Genomic DNA, 25026 nt, shown 5'->3' with positions numbered 1-25026 from the left:
GATGGATTTAATCAGAATAGCCAAAGCGCAACTCGCTTATGGTACGCATCCGTTACTAGATGATGCTGATGCAGTTATTGAGTCGGGTGAGCGTGTATGTATTGTTGGTCGTAACGGTGCAGGTAAATCAACATTACTTAAAGTACTTGATGGCCAAGTTATCTTGGATGATGGTGAAATAAACCAACTAAGTGGTATACGAATTTCGCGTCTAGAGCAAGATCCACCAAAGGGGGCTGCAGGCTCAGTATTTGATTATGTAGCGCAGGGTATGCCAGATATTGCTAACTTATTGATTGAATATCACCAAGTTAGTAATCAGATGCAAACAGACTATAACGATAAGTTACTAAATAAGTTAGAGCGCTTATCAAATCAATTAGAAACAGTTGACGGCTGGCGTTTTGATACGCGTATTCAACTTGTGTTATCGCGCCTAGAGCTAGATCCAGAGGCTAAACTTGAATCATTATCAGGCGGTTGGTTACGTAAGGTTGCTTTAGCAAGGGCCCTAGTTAGTGAGCCTGATTTATTGCTACTAGATGAGCCTACCAACCACTTGGATATGAGTAGTGTTATTTGGCTCGAGCAATTTTTAAAAGAATTTAAAGGCGGTATCGTTTTTATTTCTCACGACCGTGCGTTCATTCGCGCAGTAGCTACTCGTATTCTTGATTTAGACCGCGGAAAACTAATTTCATATCCGGGTGATTATGCAACATACCTTGAACAAAAAGCGCATGATTTAAAGGTAGAAGAAACGCAAAACGCGCTATTTGATAAACGCTTAGCCGAAGAAGAAGCGTGGATCCGCCAAGGTATAAAAGCCCGTAGAACACGTAATGAAGGACGCGTTCGCGCATTAAAAGAGTTGCGTAAAGAGCGTAAGCAGCGAGTAGAGCAGGTTGGTAAAACAGATTTCAACATTGAAACTGCTGAGCGTTCAGGCAAGCTTGTTTTTGAAGCGAAAAACATAAGTCATGCATTTAAAGACAAAGTGATCGCTAAAGACTTCTCTACACTTGTTATGCGTGGCGATCGTATTGGCCTTGTAGGCCCTAATGGTATAGGTAAAACAACACTGCTTAAAATTTTATTTGGTGACTTAACACCAGATAGCGGAAGTGTTAAGCAAGGCGTTAATTTAGAATTTGCCTATTTTGACCAATACCGTCAAAAGCTTGATGAAGAAGCCACAGTACAAGACAACGTAGCTGAAGGTAAGCAAGAAGTGATGATGGGCGGGCGCTCACGTCATGTACTTGGTTACTTACAAGACTTCTTATTTCCGCCGGCAAGAGCCCGCACACCGGTAAAAGCACTTTCTGGTGGTGAGAAGAACCGCTTGTTACTTGCAAAGCTATTTTTAAAGCCGTCTAATATTTTGGTACTCGATGAGCCAACCAATGACTTAGATATCGAAACATTAGAATTACTTGAAGATATTATTAACCAATATCAAGGTACCGTGCTTATTGTTAGCCATGACCGCGAATTTATAGATAATACCTGTAATTCAGTCTGGGCATTTGAAGGTGATGGTAAGATTACCGATATTATTGGTGGCTACAGTGACTATGAGGCTTATGCTGCCTACTTAGTTGAGCAAGAGAAACAACAACAGCAACAAACTAAGCAAGAAAAACCCGTGGTGCAAAACCAAGATAAACCACAAAAGAAAAGTAATAAACTCTCTTACAAATTAAAACTTGAATTAGAAGAATTACCCAGTAAAGTGGAACAACTTGAAAAAGCGCTCGATGCTCAGCAAGTTGTGGTCAATGACCCTGACTTTTTTAAGCAAGATGCTGCAATTACATCAGAAGCATTGAACCATTTAGCCCAGTTAGAGTCTGAGCTTGAAGCCGCTTTTGAGCGCTGGGAAGAACTCGAAGATTTAAAGAATCAGTAGTAAGGATTAAAATGAAATATAAATTACTCGCTGCCAGTATTTTAGCTACTCTAAGTACCTCAGCGATGAGCGCGACCTATAAATTAGAAGAGTTAGGTGGTCTGGAAGGCTCTAAGCATAATTATATAACGGATGTTAGTGAAAACGGTCATATCATTGGTCTTGCAAATGGTATGTACAAATTACCTGTAGACGTTTCTTACATAGATTTTGAAGAAAGCAACATTAAAAATGCTTATGACCAAGAAAAAGCGCGCTTAGAATCAATTGATAAAGAAATTACGTTTACGTTAGATGATATTCAAAATAACGATGCAGTAAATACGAACGCTGATGCGCATTCGTTTATGATAAGATTCTTAGCGACAGATAGCCGTTCAAATGATTCAGAATTTCAGAAAATATCGAGCGCAATTGCAACGATATACAATGCCGAAGGCTCGCAGGAGCAGGTGTTATTTGATGAAGCATCGCTTGATTATGATGGCTTGACCCGTTCAACATCAAACCTCCTAACAGCAGTTGCTGATGATGGTGTAATGGTTGGCTGGGGTAGTGCACCTTACGAGAAAACCGCCTTTACCCAAACAGATGAAGACGAAGAAGAAACTCATTTCTTGCGTGAATTTATCAGCCGAGGCATTGTTATTGGTGCTAATGGTGTCGAAGTACCTTTAGTTCCTGAGTTTGATGAGCACGGTGGTATTAGCGCAGCTTACGGTATTACCAAAACAAACGCTGGCTACGAAGTGGTAGGTACCGTATCTACTGGTATTCCAATTGATCCTCAAGATGATATCGATGATCGATGTGATAATGAAGACGAGCCAGTTTCAGATTGTGTTGAAACGCTTAATCGTAGCTTTAGTACGGGTATTTTCGATAAACGAGCCGTTAAATGGACCTTAGATAACGACCTAAATATTATCAATACGGAAATATTTGGTTTAGGTCTTACGCCAAAAGATGACGAAGATTTTGCATTTAGAAGCAGCGCTTTTGTCATTAATGAAAATGGGGTAATAGCTGGTACTTCAGATGTTCGCTATAAAGATCGAGATATTCGTATCACTATGCCGGTTATTTTTGAGAATGGTGAAGTAAAAGAGTTTCTTGACCAAGAAGATGATTGGACCTCGGGTCAGCCTTTAGCTATCAATAATGACGATGTTGTGGTTGGTTATGCAACCAAAAGAATCGAAGGTACAAACCGTACTAAATTTTTCTATTACGACAAGAAAAGTGACAGTGTTGTTTTCCCGACAGATTATTTCTCAAGTTCTAGCTCAATCGCTAATGACATAAATGATAATGGTGTGATTGTTGGTGAGGGTGAAACCGATATCTACAATACGTCTACACGTCGTCGTGAAGGCTTTATGTACACTATCGGTGAAGATAAAGTCGTAAATTTAAACGATTTATTACCTTGCTATGAAGAAGATGGTGAAACACGATTTAAATACGTTGTTGCTGAAGCCAAGTCGATTAACAACAATAATGAAATATTTGGTGTTGCTACCAAAACGGTAGAAAAAACAGATTCATTCGGTAACACGGTAGTCGATCTTAACGGTAATGTTGAATATGAAAGTATTGCAGTACCTGTTAAGTTAACACCAATTAGTGGTTCAATTGAAGAGTGCCCTGCAGAAGAAGTTGAACAATATCAGCGTCAGTCTGCAAGCTTCCCTTGGTATGCATTAATCTTGTTACCATTTGCAGCTGCACGTCGCTTTTTTAAAGCAAAGTAGTGTAAAAAATAACTTTTCAACTACATTAAAAAACCCAGCTTAAAGCTGGGTTTTTTGTCTATACTCATATTTGAATTGTCAGTTTTTTATTTTTGATGTCGATGTAACCATGCTTTTCTTACAGAGCGCTTCCAAAGCATATCTGTTACGAAATAGCCAAGTATAGCCGCGGCTGTTGCACAAATAAGTGAACCAACTAAGAAAGCCGGACCAATGGTTGTTAAGCTTTCTAAAAACCATTGCCAGCTAGGCTCAAAATGGAAGTGTTGTGTAGGTTGCGCTAAGGCAATTGTTCCAACAATATATGAGCAGTAAAAAATAGGTGGCATTGTCAGTGGATTTGTGATCCACACCGTAGCAACAGAAATAGGCAAGTTTACACGAAATGGAATGGCCAGGGCGGCTGCTAGAACCATTTGAAAAGGAACAGGGATGAAAGCAAAAAATAAACCTACAGCAAATGCTCCTCGAGCAGAACGGCGATTTAAATGCCATAAATTGGCATCATGTAATAAACGGCCAAAAATTCTTAAGTATTTATGATCTCTTACCTTGTTGTGATCAGGTAAAAACCGTTGGATCGTTTTCTTAGCCATTTAAAGCAACCATTTACATCTGTTTGGTTATGCAGTGGTTTTATATTGGGTTGTTTTATTACCCTTTATACGGCAAACACTGCAGTGTTTTATCTAATAAGTTTTGCTGTTATTTTAGCAGCTGCCTATTTTAAGCCTTTTTTGCCAATATTGTCAGGGTTTATTTGCGGTATTTTTTTAGTATTTTTTCATTACTTAGTCTTTTATTCTCAAAGCGAATGCGACTTAAGACCTAAAAAACCAGTAATTGCTAATTTTCAAGTAATTTCAATACACTCAGTCCAGTCACCTTTCTACGTTAAAGCAAGCCTAAAAAGCATACAGGGGTGCAGTCTCTCTAAATTAAAACCACCTATAGCAATGATTAGTGTTAGCACAGCGCAAAAACTGATGGTTGGTGATGAAGTGAGTGCGCAAATAAAGCTTAAGCCGTTTAGAAGCGTAAAAAATTATAATAGTTTTGATCGTGAACGACATGCGTTTAGACAAAGACTTTTTTATAAAGGGCGCACAGTTTCTAAAATACAGATAGAAAATCAGACTGGTAAACCTACTAGTACTGAGGTATATCGCAATTACATATCGACTATAACTACTGGCAGCCAATTACAATGGCTTTACTATGCTTTGCTAACTGGCGATAAAAGCAAAATATCGCAACAAAATAAACAACAACTACGTGAATTAGGTATAAGCCATCTTTTGGCAATCTCAGGACTACACATCGGGCTTGTATATGCAATCGGCTTTTACTTTAGTAAATATCTCACCCGTATAATGCGAATACCTGTGTCTCAAACCCGTCAGATTAATAGTTGGTTTATGCTGATAGGTTTTTGTTTTGCAGCTACCTATGTATATCTAAGTGGTTTTGCCGTGTCTGCAGTGCGCGCATTGTTGATGTTAGGCTGTTTGCTATTTATCTACATCTTAAATAAGAATCCATTGCGATGGCGAACAATTCTTTATGCTCTTACACTAGTGCTGATTATTGATCCATTTACGTTATTAAACCCCGGTTTGTATTTTAGTTTTATTGCTGTTGCTATTATTTTTCTTGTTATTCGAAGTTCTCTTGGCAAAAACTTAGGTTTTTACAGACGTGTTATACAGCTTGGCTTAATTCAATTAGCGTTATTTATAGGCCTGTTGCCATTGTCACTGTTTTACTTTGATGGCGTAAGTACGATTGGCTTGCTGGTAAATTTAGTCGCTGTGCCAATAATTAGTGTCATTGTTTTACCATTTTTAGTTTTGTACAGTTTTTTATCTTTATTTTTAGATTTATCGCTACTTTTATATGGCTTAGATTTTGTTTTAAATTACCTTTATCAATCGATAATGTTAGTCCCAAAACAATGGCGCTGGCTTGAGTTCGCATTTGTTGAGTTCAATACCTTAGTTTTGATTTACAGCACTCTGTTATTGTTTCTTTGTTATCCTTATCGAGCATTTACCATTATTCCTGTATTGATTGTAACTTTTGATTGGCTTTTGTCGCCGAAAAGCACTTTTCAGTTAGATGTATTTGACGTTGGTCATGGCTTAATGGTGATGCTCAGCGAAGAAAATAAGGCGGTTGTCTATGATTTAGGGCCACGTTATTTTGGTCGATATGACTATATTCAGTCAGTTTTATTAGCAAACATAAATGCGCTTAAGCTTGAGGTGATTGCCACTATAGTAAGTCATCAAGATAATGACCACATTGGAGGTCTTCACTCGTGGAATGAAAATGGCTTTGGAGAGACGTTAAAGTATTTTCATCCGCATGGCGTGAATGCTCGTTGTGAGCCAAAGCTTTTAAAAATCGGCAATGTTAGCTTAACTAGCTTTAGTATGCCTGGTGATAATAACAATGATCAATCTTGCATTTTGAGGGTGAAGTCGGGTGAGTATAGTGTGTTATTAACCGGCGATATTTCTGCTGAAGCAGAGCAACAACTCATTACCAGGCTCCCAGACCTGCAAGCGACAGTACTCGTCAGCCCTCATCACGGTAGTAATACATCGTCAAGTCAGGCGTTTATTGAGCAGGTGCGGCCTAAACTGGTTATCCACTCAAGTGCATACCAAGGGCAGTGGCAGTTTCCTCACCCTGAGGTTGTAAAACGTTATCAAGACCGTGATATAGCGCAGTTAAGTACAGCAGACAGTGGCCATATTAGAATCAAATTCTATAACGATACCTTTTTAGTTGAATCAGCTCGCGAGCATGAAAGTTACTGGTTCGAACAAGATTGACGTTTTGTTTTTACCCCCATAAGGCTACAATAGTCGAAGTCTATGAATAAGAGAGTGTTATGGATCAAACTACATCCCAAATTTATAAGCGATTAATCAGTTATGTGGGTGATTATAAATTAATCGCGTTTTTCGCCATTGTTGGCATGGTTGGCTATTCTGCCATGGATGCACTGTTTATCAATTTAATGAAACCTTTTATTGATGAAGGCTTAAATGCTCGTAATACTGATGTATTAACTTATGCACCATTCGTTGTTATCGCGTTAGTGCTTGGTCGAGGCATGTTTAATTACATGTCATCTTACTGCTTGAGTTATGTTGGCTCCCAAGTTGTTAGAACTCTTCGCCAACAATTATTCGAACATATATTACATTTACCTGTGTCTTTTCATGACAAAAATTCTAATGGTGATTTAATTTCTAAAATCACTTTCGATACAGAGCAAGTACAACAGGCAATTACTAAAGCGCTGTTAATTGTGGTGAGAGAAGGGGCGTTTGTTGTTTTTTTACTTTTCAATATGTTTTATACAAGTTGGAAGTTATCGCTGATTTTCTTGGTTATTATTCCGCTGGTGGCAGTGATTGTTGCCTTTGTATCGAAACGCTTTCGGATGATCTCTAAAAAAATTCAATCAGCGATGGGGCAAGTTACTCGTAGTTCAGAGCAGATGCTCTCTGGGCATAAAGTAATCCACGGATTTGGTGGTCAGCAGCAAGAGATTGCTCAGTTTTCAGCGATCAATAACCATAATCGTCAGCAACGTATTAAAATGGATGCAACAAAGGCGTTAAGTGTTTCGGTTATTCAGATCTTAGCTGCGAGCGCAATGGCAGTGATTTTATGGGTCGTGTCAATGCCATCAATGATAGACACAATCAGCTCTGGTGATTTCGTATTACTAATATCATCAATGATGATGTTATTACGTCCACTTAAGCAACTTTCAAATGTAAATAGTGACTTACAACGTGGTATTTCTGCAGCACAAAGTATCTTTTTGGTACTTGATGAAGATGTAGAAAAAGACACTGGCACCTATAGTATTGATAAAGTGACAGGGCACATTGAAATAAACAACGTTACTTTCAAATACCCAACTAAAGATGAACCAGTTTTGAAAAACTTGTCGCTAACGATTAATGCCGGCGAAAGCATTGCATTAGTGGGGCGCTCTGGCTCTGGTAAATCGACCATTTCAAATTTATTGCCACGTTACTATGAGCTAGAAGGTGAAAGTGAAATTTTACTCGATGGTGTCAATATCGCTGATTACAAGCTAACGGATCTTCGTAAGCAATTTGCATTGGTTTCACAGCAAGTGGTGTTATTTAACGATACTATTGCAAATAACATATGCTATGGCCTTGAACGTGAACTCAGTAATGAAGAGTTAATGGCGGTTGCCAAACAAGCCCATGTTTGGGAATTTGTTAAAGACTTGCCAGAAGGTTTAAATACCATGGTGGGTGAAAACGGCGTGATGTTATCTGGCGGTCAGCGTCAACGTATCGCGATTGCACGTGCCATTTTAAAAGATGCACCTATTTTAATTCTCGATGAGGCGACATCAGCTCTCGATACTGAGTCTGAAAAGCTGATCCAGCATGCACTTGATAGCTTAATGAAAGAAAAAACATCAATTGTGATAGCACACCGTTTATCAACAATAGAAAACAGTGATTGTATTTATGTTATTGATCATGGTCAGGTTATCGAAAAGGGCACGCATAGCGAGCTGCTTGAAAAAGACGGCACCTATTCCGCTCTTTGTAAAATGCAATTTGGTGAGCAGTAGTGAGTGTTATTGAAAAAAGCTGGTATAAAAGACCAGGTTTACTCAGTGTTTTACTCTTACCTTTGAGTGTGCTTTTTTGGCTAATCTCAACGCTTCGTGCTTTGTTATATAAGCTTAATATTCTGAAGGCTTTTAAAGCGCATGTACCTGTTATTGTGGTTGGTAACATAAGTGTGGGTGGCAACGGCAAAACGCCATTTGTAATTTGGCTTGCTGAGTTCTTAAAACAACAAGGTTTAAAAGTGGCGGTGATCAGTCGTGGTTATGGTGGTCAGTCTGACTCGTATCCATTGTTAGTTACTGATGAGACGACTACAACACAAGCGGGTGACGAACCTGTACTTATTAGACGTCGTTTAGGTTGTGTTGTTATGGTTGGACCTGACCGTCAAGCCAGTATTAAAAAATTAGAACAGCACGATATTGATGTCATCATTTCTGATGATGGTATGCAACATTACAAAATGGCCCGAGATATAGAATGCTGTATTGTTGATAGTGAACGCCAGTTTGGTAACGGTTTATTAATGCCAGCAGGTCCACTTCGTGAAACCAAAGCGCGCTTAAAATCGGTTGATTTAGTCATTGAAAATGGCGGCAATGCACAAAGCCGCTATGATTTAGCATCGAGCCCATTTCGAACCGTGAGTGATTCAAAACTCGCCAATTCAGTTCAAGATAAAGGCCACGCCGTCAGTGCTATTGGTAACCCGAAACGCTTTGAGATAAGTCTTGAGCAGCAAGGCATTAACTTGCTATCGACTCATCATTTTCGCGATCACTATGCCTACCAAGCAAGTGACTTTACTATGTTTGGTGATGACGCTGTTTTTATGACAGAAAAAGATGCAGTTAAATGCTTTAGCTTTGCCAAGCCAAATTGGTATTATTTGCCTGTGGATGCAAAGCCGACAACAACGGTTATCGAAAAACTAAATTTATTATTAAAACAAAAAGGGATCCTCAATGGCCTTTGATACAAAATTACTTGAAATTATCGCCTGTCCAGTGTGTAAAGGTAAATTACGTCTTGATAAAGAAAATCAAGAGCTGATTAGTACAGCAGCGAAACTTGCTTATCCAATCAAAGACGATATCCCAGTGCTTTTAGAAAATGAAGCACGTGAACTAAGCCAAGAAGAGGTTGATAAGTGGAATTCGTAGTTGTAATTCCTGCTCGTTACGCATCGACACGTTTACCAGCTAAACCACTTGCTGATATATGTGGTAAGCCAATGATCCAACATGTTTATGAAAAAGCAGTTGCTTCAGGCGCATCACACGTTTATGTTGCCACCGATCATCAAGCAGTATTTGACACTGTTAGTGAGTTTACAAGTAATGTTCTAATGACGCGTGAAGATCATCAATCAGGGACAGAACGTTTAGCTGAAGTGGTTGAACAACTCCAACTTGAAAGTGATACGATTGTCGTTAACGTGCAAGGCGATGAGCCTTTATTAGCTAGTGAAAATGTCTCGCAAGTGGCTAAACTACTCGCTGATTCTGACGCGCCTATGGCAACATTGAGCACAAGTATTGATGATATCGACGATATATTTAACCCTAATTGTGTAAAAGTGGTTAGCGATGCGCACAACAATGCAGTGTATTTTTCGCGTGCAACCATTCCTTATCATCGAGATGCGATGATGAGTAATCAAACTGATAAAATCAATCTTGATGATTATGCCCGCCATATTGGTATTTATGCTTACCGAGCAGGGTTTATTACTCAATATATTGAGCTACCAGAATCTCCGTTAGAAGTCCTTGAATCTCTAGAGCAGCTTCGTGTGCTTTATCATGGTTATAAAATCAAAATAGCTAAGGCATTATGTGCTCCACAAGCAGGTGTAGACACGCCAGAGGACTTAGCCCGCGTCATTGCAGTGCTGAGTAAATAACCAATGCACGATGTAAATACAGTTCATCTTCATGCAAGTGAAGATGACTTTTTTGTATTTTATAAACCAGCAGGTGTAAGCTTTCATAGTGAAGAATGTGCTGGTTTTGTTGTACTTGCAGAGCAACTTGTAAACGAAAAACTATATCCTGTACATCGCCTTGATAAAGTCACCTCGGGTTTAATTATTTTAGCCCGTCACAAAGAAGCAGCAGCAAAGTTCACTGCGCTATTCAGCGCCCATCAAGTGCATAAATTTTATCTTGCACTCAGTGATGCAAAACCAAAGAAGAAACAAGGTTGGATAAAAGGGGATATGGAAAGAAGTCGTCGGGGCGCTTTTAAATTGCTAAAGAGCCAAACCAACCCGGCTGTTACCCGCTTTTATTCAAAAAGTATTCGCCCTGGACTACGTGCCTACCTATTAAAACCTTTTTCGGGTAAAACACATCAACTAAGAGTCGCGATGAAAAGCTTGGGTGCGCCAATTCTTGGTGATAGCACGTATGCAGGAAGTAAAGACGAGCGCACAAATTTGCATGCTTATGCATTACAATTTAGCTATAAAGGGCAGCTTAAAGAGTATCGATGCGATTACACTTTGGGTGCTCATCTCAATGAAGTTTTTAACTCAGACGAATTCAAAGAGTGGACAGCTCCTTGGACGTTGGATTGGTAAATGAAAGAAACAACACAAGACATCCGTTTTGGTGGCATTAAACGTTTATATGGTCATCAGCAATTTGATTGGTTACAACAAGCACATTTTTGTGTCATTGGTATTGGTGGTGTAGGTAGTTGGGCCGCTGAAGCGCTAGCTCGCACGGGTGTAGGACAACTAACCTTAATAGATCTTGATGATATTTGTGCAACTAATGTTAATCGTCAAATCCATGCTTTGACTGGCACCGTAGGTGAAGCAAAAGTTGAAGCGATGAAAACACGTTGTGAGCTGATAAACCCAGATATCAAAATTAATGTTATTGATGACTTTATAACGCTAGATAACATTCGTGAGCATATTCAAGGCTTTGATTATGTGATTGATTGTATTGATGCAGTGAAAGAAAAGGCCGCGTTAATTGCACATTGTAAGCGTATAAAATTACCCGTTATTACAACCGGTGGCGCAGGCGGACAAACTGATCCGAGCCAAATTAGCTTTGGTGATGTAGCTAAGACAACCCATGATCCTTTGCTTGCAAAAGTACGGTATATTTTGCGAAAACAGTACAACTTTAGTAGCAATCCAAAGCGTAAATTTAACGTAGATTGTGTTTATTCAACTGAACAGCTTGTATATCCAACCTCTGAAGGCGAGGTTTGCCAAGCAAAACAAGGCGCAGATGGTTCAATGAATATGGATTGTAACAATGGTTTTGGCTCAGCCACAATGGTAACAGGAAGCTTTGGCTTTTTTGTCGCAGCCAAAGCAATCAGAAAATATTTAGATAAAAAACAGCGTTCTTTATAACATTTAGCGGTTTTGCTCAGCCATGGTTTGAATTTTATCAACCATGGCTTTGATGCCATTGCCGCGAGAAGGGCTTAAATGGCTAATTAGACCGAGTCGTTCAAATTCATCATAGGCATTTATTTGTGCTGCTTGTTCCGGTGTTAGACCATTGTATAAGGCTAAAATTAAAGCCAATAGTCCTTTAACGATACGGGTATCTGAATCACCAGCTAAAACAAGGCTATTTTCTGTATGATCAAAGTCGATATATAGCCACACTTTACTTTCGCAGCCTTTAACTAGGGCATCATCTACTTTAAGCACTTCTGGCATAACTGGTAATTGCTTACCTAATAGCATTATCTGGCGGTATTTTTGCTGCCAACCTGCAGCTGTTTCAATGTTTTTACTAACGGCTTCAAACGTTGAATTCATAACTTATCCAAATTTAATCTAATAACTCAATACTGTTTTTAAGAGCATCAATAAACGCATCTACATCATCTTTATTGTTATATAACGCAAAGCTTGCTCTTACTGTACCAGGAATGTGCAAATGGCTCATTATAGGTTGTGTGCAATGGTGGCCACTGCGCACGGCAACGCCAAACCCATCAAGCAGAGTGGCTAAATCGAAGGGATGTTCATCGCGATAATTAAAACTAATGTTACCGATGTTATGTATTTGGTTTGAATAGATATTAATACCATCAATAGCTGATAATTGTTTTATCGCATAGTCAAAAACTGTATGCTCATGTTGACGCATTTGCTGAAAATCTAACGATGTTAAATACTTTATTGCCTCACTAAAGGCGATTACACCCGCAATATTAGGTGTTCCTGCTTCAAATTTACCCGGTGCATCCCGAAAAGTGCTTTGCGTGAGGCTCACTGTTTCGATCATTTCGCCACCGGTTTGATAAACATCGAGCGAATTTAACAGCTCGAAACGTCCATAAAGACCACCCAGACCTGTAGGCCCGAGCATTTTATGGGCAGAAAATACGTAAAAGTCACAAGAAATTTCTTGTAGATTAGGGCGTAAATGCATCGCAGCCTGCGCACCATCAATCACAGAAATAGCATTAATGGCTTTACATGCTGTAATGATAGGCGCTAAATCAGTGATATTACCTAATGTATTTGATGCATGAGTAACAGCAACTATCTTAGGCTGATACAGTTTTATAAACTCACTGCACCTTACGCTATCAATGACCAAGTCATCTTCAATAGGTAAAATAATTAGTTCTGCACCAGTACGCTGTGCTAGTTGTTGCCATGGCACTATGTTGGCGTGATGTTCAATCGCAGAGATAGCAATTTTATCGCCTGGTTTAAGCCGAGAAGCCAGACCATTTGCGATTAAATTAATCGATTCAGTCGCTCCTTTGGTCCACACTAACTCATTGGCTTTAACAGAAAAATAATCTGCAAGTAGCGTTCTGGTGTGTTCATATTGGCGGGTCGCGTTTTCACTGAGTGTATGACGGCCACGGTGCACATTGGCATTCTCATGACTATAAAAACGGGCAAGGGCATCAATAACAGCTTGTGGCTTTTGTGAGGTCGCTGCTGAGTCTAAATACACCAGAGGCTGCTCATTAACCGTTTCATTCAGTAATGGAAAGTCAGCGCGTATTTTTGCAATATCGAACATGGAAGGCCTTAAGCTACGAGGATGCGACGATTTTAATTACTTTGCACAAATAGACAAGTGCAGGGCAACAAAAAAGGCCGCATAGCGGCCTTTTTTAAACGCAAATTCGTATTAACGCTTGTCTGTTGGTACGTAATCGCGTGAAGTTTCACCAGTGTATAACTGACGAGGACGGCTGATCTTGTGACCAGGTTGAGAAAGCATCTCATCCCAGTGAGAGATCCAACCAACAGTACGTGACATTGCAAAGATTACAGTGAACATGCTTGTTGGAATACCGATAGCTTTTAAGATGATACCTGAGTAGAAGTCTACGTTAGGGTAAAGTTTCTTCTCAACGAAGTATGGGTCTTCTAGTGCAATTTGCTCAAGCTTCATTGCGATATCAAGAAGTGGATCTTGAATGTTTAGCTCAGCTAGTACTTCGTGACATGTTTGACGCATTACTGTCGCACGTGGATCGAAGTTTTTGTATACACGGTGACCGAAGCCCATAAGACGGAATGGATCTGACTTATCTTTTGCTTTAGCAACGTATTCGTCGATACGGTCTACTGAACCGATTTCTTCTAACATGTTAAGACATGCTTCGTTAGCACCACCGTGCGCAGGACCCCATAAAGATGCGATACCAGCCGCGATACACGCGTAAGGGTTTGCACCTGATGAACCAGCTAAACGTACAGTTGACGTTGAAGCGTTTTGCTCGTGGTCTGCGTGAAGCATGAAGATTTTATCCATTGCTTTAGCAAGAACAGGGCTAACTTTATATTCTTCAGCAGGTACTGAGAACATCATGTGTAAGAAGTTTTCAGCAAAGCTTAAGTCGTTACGCGGGTGTACAAACGGTTGACCTACGTTGTATTTGTAAGCCATAGCAGCGATTGTTGGTAACTTAGCAATTAGTTTGATTGCACTAGTTTTACGTTGTGTTGCATCAGTGATGTCTAAATCTTCGTGATAGAAAGAAGATAAAGCACCTACAACACCACATAGCATCGCCATAGGGTGAGCATCAAAACGGAAACCTTGGAAGAAGTTTGCGATTTTAGTATCAAGCATAGTGCTATGCGTGATTTCTTTTGCAAACTCATCGTATTGTTCTTTAGTTGGTAATTCGCCGTTTAACAGTAAGTAGCAAACTTCGATGTAGTTAGACTCATCAGCTAGTTGCTCAATTGGGTAACCACGGTGTAGTAATACACCTTTACCGCCGTCGATATAAGTGATTGAAGATTCACAAGAACCGGTCGACATGAAACCTGGGTCGTAAGTGAAGTAGCCATGAGAACCTAACGTACGTACGTCGATTACGTCTTGGCCAGCAGTGCCTTGGTAAATTGGAAGTTCGATTGGATCAAGACCATCAATATGGACCGTGGCTTTATTATCCGCCATCTATTTATCTCCTATTAAGATAACAACTCTGATTGTTATGTTCTGAATCTGTTTAAGCACATTCTTTTCATTTTAACGTGAAAGAGGGGTGTAAAGTCAATTTTTATAAACATTATGCATAAATGGATAATAAATATTCTGCCAGGATTAAATATTATACCATTGGCTAATTCGCAAACGACTCTTACTAAACAAGAATTGTAAAAAGACCTTTGGCTATATATACTATCCAAGGTTTTATACCGTATTGTCTGTAGGTAAACTTTATTTTTACATTTAAGTTTTGCATAAGTGTGAACTTTTTGTGTATCAACACGGTTTACTTAGATAGTTCCATCGAAATTCATTTTGATGGGTTTAGAAAAACAAGTAGATGAGCTCCTAAGTGGGCAAGATGGGCAAGTAACTGTGAAAAAGCAAAGACCTGTAAATCTAGATCTAACAACTATATCTATGCCGGCAACGGCTAAAGCATCAATTCTTCACCGCGTCACCGGTGTGGCACTATTTTTTGCTTTAACGTTTGTCATTTGGGCTTGGTCTGAGTCTCTTTCTTCTCCAGAAGGTTTTGAATTCGTCAAGGGTCTGTTCAGCGGATTCATTGCCAAATTCATAGCGTGGGGTACCATTTCTGTGTTGGCATATCACCTAATCGGTGGTGTTCGTCACATCATTATGGATATGGGTCACTGGGAAGAACTTGAATCAGGTAACTTCAGCGCTAAAGTTGCGATGGCTTTAGGTGTTGTAGCTGCAATTCTAGCAGGAGTGTGGATATGGTTTTAAATCAAGCAACTCTTAAACGTGATGGTGTACAAGATTTTGTATCACTTCGTACAACAGCATTAATAATCAGCGCTTATGCGATTTTTATTATCGGCTATTTTTTATGTACACCAGAAGTCACTTTTGAAGCCTGGCAAGGCCTATTCTCTAATCTAGCAATGAAAGGGTTTACACTAATTGCCCTTGTTTGCATTATGGTTCACACCCGTATCGGTCTTTGGCAAGTTCTAACTGACTATGTCAAAAATGCGAAATTACGTGCTGTTTTAGGCTTTGTATTAAACCTTATGGCCGTTGCTTACGTAGCAATAGGTCTAATCGTTTTATGGGGTGTTTAAGTGAATTATTCTGTTCGTGAATTTGACGCAGTAGTAATTGGTGCAGGCGGCGCGGGTATGCGCGCAGCACTTGCTATTACTGAATCAGGCAAAACCTGTGCACTTATCTCTAAAGTTTTCCCTACACGTTCTCACACTGTGTCAGCACAAGGCGGCATTACTGTTGCGTTAGGTAACTCGCATGAAGATAACTGGGAATGGCACATGTACGATACTGTTAAAGGTTCTGATTTTATCGGTGACCAAGACGCTATCGAATATATGTGTAAAACAGGCCCAGAAGCTATTACTGAATTAGAAAACATGGGCTTACCATTTTCTCGTTTTGAAAATGGCCGTGTTTATCAACGTCCTTTCGGCGGTCAGTCGAAAAACTTTGGTGGTGAACAAGCAGCACGTACTGCAGCAGCTGCTGACCGTACTGGTCACGCACTGTTACACTGTCTTTACCAGCAAAACGTTAAAAACAAAACAAACGTATTTTCAGAGTGGTATGCACTAGATTTAGTTAAAAACAGCGATGGTCATGTTGTTGGTTGTACAGCAATCGACATTGAATCAGGCCAAGTTGTTTACTTCAAATCAAAAGCCGTTGTTTTAGCAACAGGTGGTGCAGGTCGTATCTACGCATCAACAACTAACGCACACATCAATACAGGTGACGGCGTTGGTATGGCAACCCGTGCTGGTGTTGCATTGCAAGATATGGAAATGTGGCAATTCCACCCAACAGGTATCGCAGGCGCTGGTGTACTAGTAACTGAAGGTTGTCGTGGTGAAGGTGGTTACCTTCTAAACAAAGACGGCGAACGCTTCATGGAACGTTACGCGCCAAATGCTAAAGACTTAGCATCTCGTGACGTTGTTGCTCGTTCAATGATGACTGAGATCCGTGAAGGTCGTGGTTGCGATGGTCCTTACGGTCCACATATCAAGCTTAAACTTGACCACTTAGGTGAAGAGACGCTTAATTTACGTCTTCCTGGTGTATGTGACCTTGCGAAAACATTCGCACACGTTGACCCAGCTAAAGAACCAATTCCAGTAATTCCAACATGTCACTACATGATGGGTGGTGTACCAACTAACGTAAATGGTCAAGCATTACAAATCGATGCAAATGGTCAAGAGAAAGTAGTTGAAGGTTTATTCGCTGTGGGTGAAATTGCCTGTGTATCTGTACACGGTGCTAACCGCCTAGGTGGTAACTCACTTCTTGACTTAGTTGTGTTCGGCCGTGCAGCTGGTAACTTCTTAGGTAAATACCTAAATGGTGTTGAAGCAGGTAAAGATGCGTCTGAATCAGACCTTGAAGCATCTCTTGCGCGCTTCAACCGTTGGGAAAGCTCTAAAGCTGGCCAAGGTGAAGACCCAGTTCAAATTAAGAAAGACCTACAAATGTGTATGCAGCTTAACTTCTCGGTATTCCGTGAAGGTGATGCAATGGCTACAGGTCTTAAAGAACTTAAAGAAATTCGTGAACGTCTGCAGTACGCTCGTCTAGACGACAAGTCAACAGAGTTCAACACTGCGCGTATCGAATGTCTAGAGTTAGACAACTTAATGGAAACAGCTTACTCAACTGCAGTAGCTGCAAACTTCCGTACAGAAAGCCGTGGTGCACATTCTCGTTTTGACTTCCCAGATCGTGATGACGATAACTGGTTATGTCACTCTATCTTTAACCCAGTTACAGATGAAATGACAAAACGTGAAGTAAACTACGCGCCGAAACTGCGTGAAGCTTTCCCACCTAAAGCACGTACATACTAGGAGCGAGACGATGGCACAAGTACAATTTTCCGTTTATCGTTACAATCCAGATGTTGATAATGCACCACGTATGCAGGACTTCACGCTAGAAACGCAAGAAGGCCAAGATATGATGGTATTGGATGCTCTAATGCAATTAAAAGAGCAAGATCCAACATTATCATTCCGTCGTTCATGCCGTGAAGGTGTGTGTGGTTCTGACGGTATCAACATGAATGGTAAAAACGGTTTAGCATGTATTACTCCTTTATCAACGCTACTTAAAGGTGGCAAAGGTAAAATCGTAATTCGTCCATTACCTGGTTTACCTGTGGTACGTGACCTTGTTATTGACATGAGTCAGTTCTACACTCAATACGAAAAAGTTAAGCCTTATCTAATTAATGACACGCCAGCGGCGGGTGAGCGTCTTCAATCTATCGAAGAACGTGATAAGTTAGATGGCTTATATGAGTGTATTTTATGTGCATGTTGTTCTACATCGTGTCCTTCGTTCTGGTGGAATCCAGACAAGTTCATCGGTCCTGCGGGTCTTCTTCATGCGTATCGTTTCTTGGCTGATAGCCGCGATACAGCGACTGAAGAGCGTCTTGCAGATCTTGACGATGCGTTCAGCGTGTTCCGTTGTCACAGTATTATGAACTGTGTTAGCGTGTGTCCTAAAGGTCTTAATCCGACTAAAGCAATTGGACAAATCAAATCAATGCTTTTAAACCGCGCTGTTTAAAGCTTGAATATGTAAGGTGGTTAAGTGATTAACCACCTTGTTTTTACAACAATTAATTTCTGCGCTAAAGAAAAGGGCTTATAAATGCACGAAGGTGTGATGAAGGCATGGCTAGAATCTTCTCACTTAAACGGCGGAAACGTTGCTTACGTAGAAGAGCTTTATGAAGCGTACTTAGATGATGCGACTTCTGTGCCAGAAGAATGGCGAGAAGTGTTCGAACAATTACCAAAAGTAGATGGTGTGGATGTTGACGTAAAACATTCAGAGGTTCGTTCACAATTTGCGGAGCTTGCTAAAAACAAGCATAGAGAAGTAGTGGTAGCAGAGGGTGGCTCTGGCGATCCTAAACAGGTCAAAGTGCTACAACTTATTAATGCTTTCCGTTTCCGTGGTCACCAAAATGCTAACCTAGATCCATTAGGTATCTGGGAACGCGAACGAGTTCGAGATCTTGAACTTGAATACCACGATTTATCTGAAGCTGATTTTGACCGTGAATTCAATGTGGGTTCGTTTGCCGTAGGTCGCGACACCATGCCTTTAGGTGAGCTATACCAAGCACTTAAGACCACGTATTGTGGGTCAGTTGGTGCAGAGTATATGCACATCACTTCAACTGAAGAAAAACGTTGGTTACAACAGCGTTTAGAATCAGTGCAATCACGTCCAACGTTCTCTAAAGAAGAAAAGCTACGTATCCTTAAAGGATTAACAGCTGCAGATGGCCTTGAAAAATATTTAGGGGCTAAGTTCCCTGGTGCAAAACGTTTCTCACTTGAAGGTGGTGATGCGTTGGTACCAATGCTTAAAGAACTAATTCATCGTGCAGGTGAAAGCGGACAAAAAGAAGCTGTTATTGGTATGGCTCACCGCGGTCGCTTGAACGTGCTAGTGAACGTTTTAGGTAAAAACCCATCAGAATTATTCGATGAGTTCGCTGGTAAACACAAAGATACTTTAAGCTCAGGTGATGTTAAATATCACATGGGTTATTCATCTGACTTCGCTACAAAGGGTGGCAATGTGCATATGGCACTTGCGTTTAACCCATCTCACCTTGAAATCGTTAACCCAGTAGTTATGGGTTCGGTACGCGCTCGTTTAGACCGTTTAGGTGATAAGTCAGGTATTAAAGCATTACCAATTACTATTCACGGTGACTCTGCAATCGCAGGTCAAGGTGTTGTTCAAGAAACATTTAACTTATCGCAAACTAATGCATTTAGTTGTGGTGGTAGTATCCGTATCGTGGTAAACAACCAAGTTGGTTTTACAACGTCAAAACAAGCGGATGTTCGTTCTACACCATACTGTACTGACATTGCGAAAATGGTTCAGGCACCTATTTTCCACGTTAATTCTGACGATCCAGAAGCGGTTGCATTTGTTACTCAAATCGCACTTGATTTCAGAAATCAATTCAAGCGTGACGTTGTAATTGATTTAGTATGTTATCGCCGTCATGGTCATAACGAAGCGGATGAGCCGAATGCGACTCAACCACTTATGTACCAGAAAATCAAAAAACACCCAGTTCCACGCCTAATTTATGCTGACCAACTTGTGTCTGAAGGTTCATTTACAGAAGATGAAGTCAAAGCACTTGCTGATGAGTACCGTAACGGTCTTGATGGCGGTAACTGTGTTGTTGAAGAAATTCAACCAGAAACATCTCACTCTTCAGATTGGGCTAAATTCGTTGGTCACGATTGGGATGTTGAGTACGATGCAAAACTTTCTGTTGAAAAACTAAAAGAACTTGGTGAAAAAGTATCAAGCTACCCAGAGAGCCACAAAGCTCAGTCGCGTGTTAAGAAAATTTACGACGACCGTAAGCTAATGGCATCAGGTGAAAAACCGCTTGATTGGGGTATGGCTGAAACGCTAGCTTATGCTTCACTTGTAGATGCGGGCACAGATATCCGTTTAACAGGTCAAGACTCAGGCCGTGGTACTTTCTTCCACCGTCATGCTGTTATCCATAACCAAAAAGATGCATCAACCTACTTGCCGCTGCAAAACATCAGCGAAAAACAAGGTTCATTTGAAGTATACGACTCAGTACTTTCTGAAGAAGCGGTACTTGCATTTGAATATGGTTACGCAACAGCTGAACCAACTTCACTTGTAATGTGGGAAGCACAATTTGGTGACTTCGCTAACGGTGCACAAGTTGTATTTGACCAATTCTTAAGTTCTGGTGAACAAAAGTGGGGCCGTTTATGTGGTCTTACATGTTTACTTCCACATGGTTATGAAGGTCAAGGCCCAGAGCATAGCTCGGCACGTCTTGAGCGTTTCTTACAATTGTGTGCTGATCACAATATGCAAGTGTGTGTGCCTTCAACACCAGCGCAAGTTTATGCAATGCTTCGTCGTCAATCTGTACGTCCTTTACGTCGTCCATTGATTGTTATGACACCTAAGTCACTACTTCGTCATCCGCTGGCAACTTCAACACTTGAAGAATTATCTGAAGGTGTGTTCCACAATATGATCGATGAAATCGATGATATTGCAGCAGATAAAGTAGAACGCGTTGTATTCTGTAGTGGTAAAGTTTATTACGAGTTACTACAAGAGCGTCGTAAACAAGAATTAAATAACATTGCTATTGTTCGTGTAGAACAATTATATCCATTCCCACACGCTGAGATGGATACAATCATGCAACGTTACCAACACGTTAAAGATTTTGTTTGGTGTCAAGAAGAGCCGCAAAACCAAGGTGCATGGTATTGTTCTCAACATCATTTTGTTGATGCAATTCCTGAAGGTGCTAAATTAACTTACGCAGGTCGTAAAGCATCAGCATCACCAGCGTGTGGTTACATGTCAGTGCATAATAAAGAACAACAAGCGCTCGTTGCAGACGCGCTTACTATTGAAAAGAAAGGATAAGCAATGAGCACAGAAATTAAAGTTCCTGTACTTCCTGAGTCGGTTGCTGATGCTACTGTTGCAACATGGCACGTAAGTGTTGGCGACAAAGTAAGCCGCGACCAAAACTTGGTTGATATCGAAACAGATAAAGTTGTTTTAGAAGTTGTTGCACCAAACGATGGTGTAATCACTGAAATTTCACAAGAAGAAGGTGCAACGGTACTTGGCGAGCAAGTAATTGCATTACTTGGTGATGCAGATGCTGCACCAGCAAGTGACGACTCTGCCAAAGAATCTGCACCAGCAAAATCAGAAGACGCGCCAGAGGCGCAATCAGCACCAGCATCAGAAGGTAAAGAAGTGGACATTAAAGTACCTGTACTTCCAGAATCAGTCGCAGACGCGACAATTGCTACTTGGCATGTTCAACCAGGTGAAGCGGTAACTCGCGATCAAAACCTAGTTGATATCGAAACTGATAAAGTTGTTCTTGAAGTGGTTGCTCAAGAAGACGGTATCATGGGTGAGCACATTCACGCTGAAGGCGAAACAGTACTTGGTGAGCAAGTAATTGGTACAGTTAAAGCGGGCGCAGCACCAGCTAAAGCACCTGCAGCAAAAGCTGAAGAGGCTACTGCAAGCGAATCAAATGATAGCTCTGATGTGTTAACACCATCAGTTCGTCGTTTAATCGCTGAGAAAGGTCTTGATGCATCTAAAATCAAAGGCACAGGCAAAAACGGTCGTGTGACTAAAGAAGATGTTGATACATTCTTAAAAGCACCTGCAGCAGCACCAAAAGCTGAAGCAGCGCCAGCAGCACCTATGGGTGACCGTACACAAAAACGTGTTCCTATGACACGTTTACGTAAAACTATCGCTAATCGTCTTCTTGAAGCGAAAAACTCAACTGCAATGTTAACTACATTCAACGAAGTTAACATGAAGCCAATCATGGATCTTCGTAAGCAGTATCAAGAAGTGTTCGAAAAGCGTCATGGTATCCGTTTAGGTTTCATGTCTTTCTACGTGAAAGCAGTTACTGAAGCACTTAAGCGTTTCCCTGAGGTGAATGCATCTATCGATGGTGATGATATCGTTTATCATAACTACTTCGACATCAGCATTGCGGTTTCAACTCCACGTGGTCTTGTTACACCAGTTCTTAAAGACTGTGACAAGCTATCAGTGGCAGAAATCGAAAAAGGTATCCGTGAATTAGCACTTAAAGGTCGTGACGGTAAACTATCTATCGAAGATATGACTGGTGGTAACTTCACAATTACTAACGGTGGTGTATTCGGTTCATTACTTTCTACACCTATCATCAACTTGCCACAGTCTTCAATCTTGGGTATGCATAAAATCCAAGATCGCCCAATGGCTGTTAATGGTAAAGTTGAAATCTTACCAATGATGTATTTAGCGTTATCTTACGATCACCGCCAAATCGATGGTAAAGAATCAGTAGGCTTCCTAGTAACAATTAAAGAGTTACTTGAAGATCCAACTCGTTTACTACTAGATGTTTAATCTGGTTGTATAAAAACTAAGCTGTGAACCCTGTTCACAGCTTTTTTTTTGCGCCTTTGGTCTAACTGGGGTTTTCATGTGGAGCCTTGGGATTTATACTAAGTGCGCAATTTGGGATAGCTGTTTATTTTGCATAAATATTCAGCTCTTTTAGTATAAAAAATTGGATAAAGCATCATGAATTTGCATGAGTATCAGGCAAAACAACTTTTTGCCGAATATGGTTTACCAGTTTCTCAAGGTTTCGCTTGCGATACACCTGAAGAAGCTGCAGCAGCTGCTGAGAAAATCGGCGGTGATATGTGGGTTGTTAAAACACAGGTTCACGCAGGTGGCCGTGGTAAAGCTGGCGGTGTTAAGCTAGTTAAAACAATCGACGAAGTAAAAGAGTTCGCTGCGAACTGGTTAGGTAAAAACTTAGTTACTTACCAAACAGACGAAAATGGTCAGCCAGTAGCTAAAATCCTTGTTGAAAGCTGCACTGACATCGCTAACGAATTATACCTTGGCGCTGTAGTAGATCGTGCTTCTCGTAAAGTTGTTTTCATGGCATCTACTGAAGGTGGTGTTGAAATCGAGCAAGTTGCAGAAGAAACTCCAGAACTAATTCACAAAGCTGAGATCGATCCACTAGTTGGTCCACAAGCATACCAAGCTCGTGAATTAGGCTTCAAACTAGGTTTAAACCCTACTCAAATGAAACAGTTCGTTAAGATCTTCATGGGTCTTGCTAACATGTTCAACGATTTCGATTTCGCACTTTTAGAAATCAACCCGCTAGTAATTACAGACGAAGGTAACCTTCACTGTCTAGACGGTAAAATCGGTGTAGATGGTAACGCGCTTTACCGTCAACCTAAAATCCGTGAAATGCACGATCCTTCACAAGAAGATGCACGTGAAGCTCACGCTGCAAGCTTCGAGCTTAACTACGTTGCACTAGACGGTAACGTTGGTTGTATGGTTAACGGTGCAGGCCTTGCAATGGGTACTATGGACATCGTAAACCTACACGGTGGTAAGCCAGCTAACTTCCTAGATGTTGGTGGTGGTGCTACTAAAGAGCGTGTATCTGAAGCATTCAAGATCATCTTATCTGACGACAACGTTAAAGCTGTTTTAGTTAACATCTTTGGTGGTATCGTACGTTGTGACATGATCGCTGAAGGTATCATTGGCGCAGTTAAAGAAGTAGGCGTAAACGTTCCTGTAGTAGTACGTTTAGAAGGTACTAACGCTGAACTAGGTCGTGAAGTACTTGCTAATTCTGACCTTAACATCATCGCTGCTGAATCACTAACAGACGCAGCTGAAAAAGTTGTTGCTGCTGCGGAGGGCAAATAATGTCTGTATTAATCAATAAAGATACAAAAGTTATCTGTCAAGGTTTCACAGGTGGCCAAGGTACTTTCCACTCTGAGCAAGCGCTTGAGTACGGTACACAAATGGTTGGTGGTGTAAGCCCAGGTAAAGGCGGTCAAACGCACCTTGGTCTTCCAGTATTCAACACAGTACGTGACGCTGTTGAAGCAACTGGCGCAACTGCATCAGTTATCTATGTACCAGCACCTTTCTGTAAAGATGCAATCTTAGAAGCTATCGATGCTGGCATCGAGCTTATCGTTTGTATCACTGAAGGTATCCCAACACTAGACATGGTTGACGTTAAAGTTAAGCTTGAGCAAACTGGTGTTCGTATGATCGGTCCTAACTGCCCAGGTGTTATCACTCCGGGTGAAACGAAGATCGGTATCATGCCTGGTCACATCCACAAGCCTGGTAAAGTAGGTATCGTATCACGTTCTGGTACTTTAACTTACGAAGCGGTTAAACAAACTACTGACGCTGGTTTCGGCCAATCAACATGTGTTGGTATCGGTGGTGACCCAATCCCTGGCACTAACTTCATCGACGTTTTAGAAATGTTCGAAAAAGACGAGCAAACTGAAGCAATCGTAATGATCGGTGAAATCGGTGGTACTGCAGAAGAAGAAGCTGCAGAATACATCAAGCACAACGTGACTAAACCAGTTGTTTCTTACATTGCAGGTGTTACAGCTCCTCCAGGTAAGCGCATGGGTCACGCAGGTGCAATCATCGCAGGTGGTAAAGGTACTGCTGATGAGAAATTTGCTGCATTAGAAGCTGCTGGCGTAAAAACTGTACGTTCACTAGCTGACATCGGTGCTGCACTTAAAGAGAAAACAGGCTGGTAATCAGTTTTAATCTCTTAAAAAAGGCTCGCTTATGCG

Annotated in this window: 21 protein-coding genes; 17 read left to right on the top strand and 4 right to left on the bottom strand. The window is 40.8% G+C overall.

What is annotated here, in order from left to right; all coding sequences use genetic code 11:
• The first annotated feature begins 1 nt into the window (after position 1).
• On the top strand, positions 2-1912 hold the full coding sequence (locus tag E5N72_RS11555) for an ABC transporter ATP-binding protein (protein WP_135924787.1): 1911 nt from the start codon (positions 2-4) through the stop codon (positions 1910-1912).
• An 11-nt stretch (positions 1913-1923) separates the two neighbouring features.
• On the top strand, positions 1924-3666 hold the full coding sequence (locus tag E5N72_RS11550) for a DUF3466 family protein (RefSeq protein WP_135924784.1): 1743 nt from the start codon (positions 1924-1926) through the stop codon (positions 3664-3666).
• Positions 3667-3752: 86 nt separating this feature from the next.
• On the opposite strand, the gene E5N72_RS11545 is transcribed toward E5N72_RS11550, so the two are convergent.
• Positions 3753-4262, bottom strand: coding sequence for a DUF2062 domain-containing protein (locus tag E5N72_RS11545; RefSeq protein WP_135924782.1), 510 nt, complete (start codon positions 4260-4262; stop codon positions 3753-3755).
• Positions 4263-4622: 360 nt separating this feature from the next.
• Here E5N72_RS11545 and E5N72_RS11540 point away from each other — a divergent pair, with 360 nt between their 5' ends.
• From E5N72_RS11540 to tcdA, 7 genes are read left to right on the top strand one after another with little or no spacing between them, the layout of a single operon-like run.
• Entirely contained in the window at positions 4623-6506 is a 1884-nt protein-coding gene (locus tag E5N72_RS11540) for a DNA internalization-related competence protein ComEC/Rec2 (protein ID WP_135924780.1), read from the top strand.
• 59 nt (positions 6507-6565) lie between these two features.
• On the top strand, positions 6566-8308 hold the full coding sequence (msbA, locus tag E5N72_RS11535) for a lipid A export permease/ATP-binding protein MsbA (protein WP_135924777.1): 1743 nt from the start codon (positions 6566-6568) through the stop codon (positions 8306-8308).
• The gene (gene lpxK, locus E5N72_RS11530; RefSeq protein WP_135924775.1) at positions 8308-9285 is read left to right on the top strand and encodes a tetraacyldisaccharide 4'-kinase; all 978 of its coding nucleotides are present in this window, start codon (positions 8308-8310) and stop codon (positions 9283-9285) included. Before msbA ends, lpxK begins: the two co-directional genes overlap by 1 nt.
• Complete coding sequence (locus E5N72_RS11525) at positions 9275-9472, top strand: Trm112 family protein (RefSeq protein ID WP_036968654.1); 198 nt, start codon at positions 9275-9277, stop codon at positions 9470-9472. The genes lpxK and E5N72_RS11525 overlap by 11 nt, the downstream gene beginning before the upstream one ends.
• Positions 9460-10215 (top strand): 3-deoxy-manno-octulosonate cytidylyltransferase, encoded by a 756-nt coding sequence (gene kdsB / locus E5N72_RS11520; RefSeq protein WP_135924772.1) that lies wholly within the window; start codon positions 9460-9462, stop codon positions 10213-10215. Before E5N72_RS11525 ends, kdsB begins: the two co-directional genes overlap by 13 nt.
• A gap of 3 nt (positions 10216-10218) precedes the next feature.
• Complete coding sequence (locus tag E5N72_RS11515; RefSeq protein WP_135924770.1) at positions 10219-10893, top strand: TIGR01621 family pseudouridine synthase; 675 nt, start codon at positions 10219-10221, stop codon at positions 10891-10893.
• Positions 10894-11688, top strand: a complete 795-nt coding sequence (gene tcdA / locus E5N72_RS11510) for a tRNA cyclic N6-threonylcarbamoyladenosine(37) synthase TcdA (protein ID WP_054561573.1) — start codon at positions 10894-10896, stop codon at positions 11686-11688. It begins immediately after the preceding gene.
• A 3-nt stretch (positions 11689-11691) separates the two neighbouring features.
• Here tcdA and E5N72_RS11505 read toward each other — a convergent pair whose 3' ends face one another.
• The 3 genes from E5N72_RS11505 to E5N72_RS11495 form a co-directional block, all read right to left on the bottom strand.
• Positions 11692-12105: a SufE family protein gene (locus tag E5N72_RS11505; RefSeq protein ID WP_135924768.1), complete on the bottom strand. Its 414-nt coding sequence runs from the start codon at positions 12103-12105 to the stop codon at positions 11692-11694.
• Between the two features lie 13 nt (positions 12106-12118).
• Complete coding sequence (locus E5N72_RS11500; protein WP_135924765.1) at positions 12119-13333, bottom strand: SufS family cysteine desulfurase; 1215 nt, start codon at positions 13331-13333, stop codon at positions 12119-12121.
• 111 nt (positions 13334-13444) lie between these two features.
• A complete protein-coding gene (locus tag E5N72_RS11495) occupies positions 13445-14731 on the bottom strand; it encodes a citrate synthase (RefSeq protein ID WP_135924762.1) in 1287 nt (428 codons plus the stop codon).
• A gap of 408 nt (positions 14732-15139) precedes the next feature.
• Here E5N72_RS11495 and sdhC point away from each other — a divergent pair, with 408 nt between their 5' ends.
• The 8 genes from sdhC to sucD all read left to right on the top strand — a co-directional run bounded on the left by sdhC (position 15140) and on the right by sucD (position 24990).
• On the top strand, positions 15140-15517 hold the full coding sequence (gene sdhC / locus E5N72_RS11490) for a succinate dehydrogenase, cytochrome b556 subunit (protein ID WP_075593614.1): 378 nt from the start codon (positions 15140-15142) through the stop codon (positions 15515-15517).
• Positions 15508-15855 carry a succinate dehydrogenase, hydrophobic membrane anchor protein gene (sdhD, locus tag E5N72_RS11485; protein ID WP_135924759.1) on the top strand — a complete coding sequence of 116 codons (348 nt, stop codon included), beginning with the start codon at positions 15508-15510 and terminating at the stop codon, positions 15853-15855. Before sdhC ends, sdhD begins: the two co-directional genes overlap by 10 nt.
• The gene (gene sdhA / locus E5N72_RS11480) at positions 15856-17628 is read left to right on the top strand and encodes a succinate dehydrogenase flavoprotein subunit (RefSeq protein ID WP_135924757.1); all 1773 of its coding nucleotides are present in this window, start codon (positions 15856-15858) and stop codon (positions 17626-17628) included.
• Between the two features lie 10 nt (positions 17629-17638).
• On the top strand, positions 17639-18355 hold the full coding sequence (locus E5N72_RS11475; protein ID WP_135924754.1) for a succinate dehydrogenase iron-sulfur subunit: 717 nt from the start codon (positions 17639-17641) through the stop codon (positions 18353-18355).
• Between the two features lie 84 nt (positions 18356-18439).
• Positions 18440-21259 (top strand): 2-oxoglutarate dehydrogenase E1 component, encoded by a 2820-nt coding sequence (locus E5N72_RS11470; RefSeq protein ID WP_135924751.1) that lies wholly within the window; start codon positions 18440-18442, stop codon positions 21257-21259.
• A 3-nt stretch (positions 21260-21262) separates the two neighbouring features.
• A complete protein-coding gene (odhB, locus tag E5N72_RS11465) occupies positions 21263-22774 on the top strand; it encodes a 2-oxoglutarate dehydrogenase complex dihydrolipoyllysine-residue succinyltransferase (protein WP_135924749.1) in 1512 nt (503 codons plus the stop codon).
• A gap of 177 nt (positions 22775-22951) precedes the next feature.
• The gene (gene sucC / locus E5N72_RS11460) at positions 22952-24118 is read left to right on the top strand and encodes an ADP-forming succinate--CoA ligase subunit beta (RefSeq protein ID WP_135924747.1); all 1167 of its coding nucleotides are present in this window, start codon (positions 22952-22954) and stop codon (positions 24116-24118) included.
• Positions 24118-24990 carry a succinate--CoA ligase subunit alpha gene (gene sucD, locus E5N72_RS11455; RefSeq protein WP_036968616.1) on the top strand — a complete coding sequence of 291 codons (873 nt, stop codon included), beginning with the start codon at positions 24118-24120 and terminating at the stop codon, positions 24988-24990. The genes sucC and sucD overlap by 1 nt, the downstream gene beginning before the upstream one ends.
• Positions 24991-25026: the final 36 nt, after the last annotated feature.

Source organism: Pseudoalteromonas sp. MEBiC 03607, from assembly GCF_004792295.1.
Classification (GTDB): Bacteria; Pseudomonadota; Gammaproteobacteria; order Enterobacterales; family Alteromonadaceae; genus Pseudoalteromonas; species Pseudoalteromonas lipolytica_C.
The sequence above is the reverse complement of the archived record's forward strand: the minus strand, read 5'-3'. Positions and strand labels throughout refer to the sequence as shown.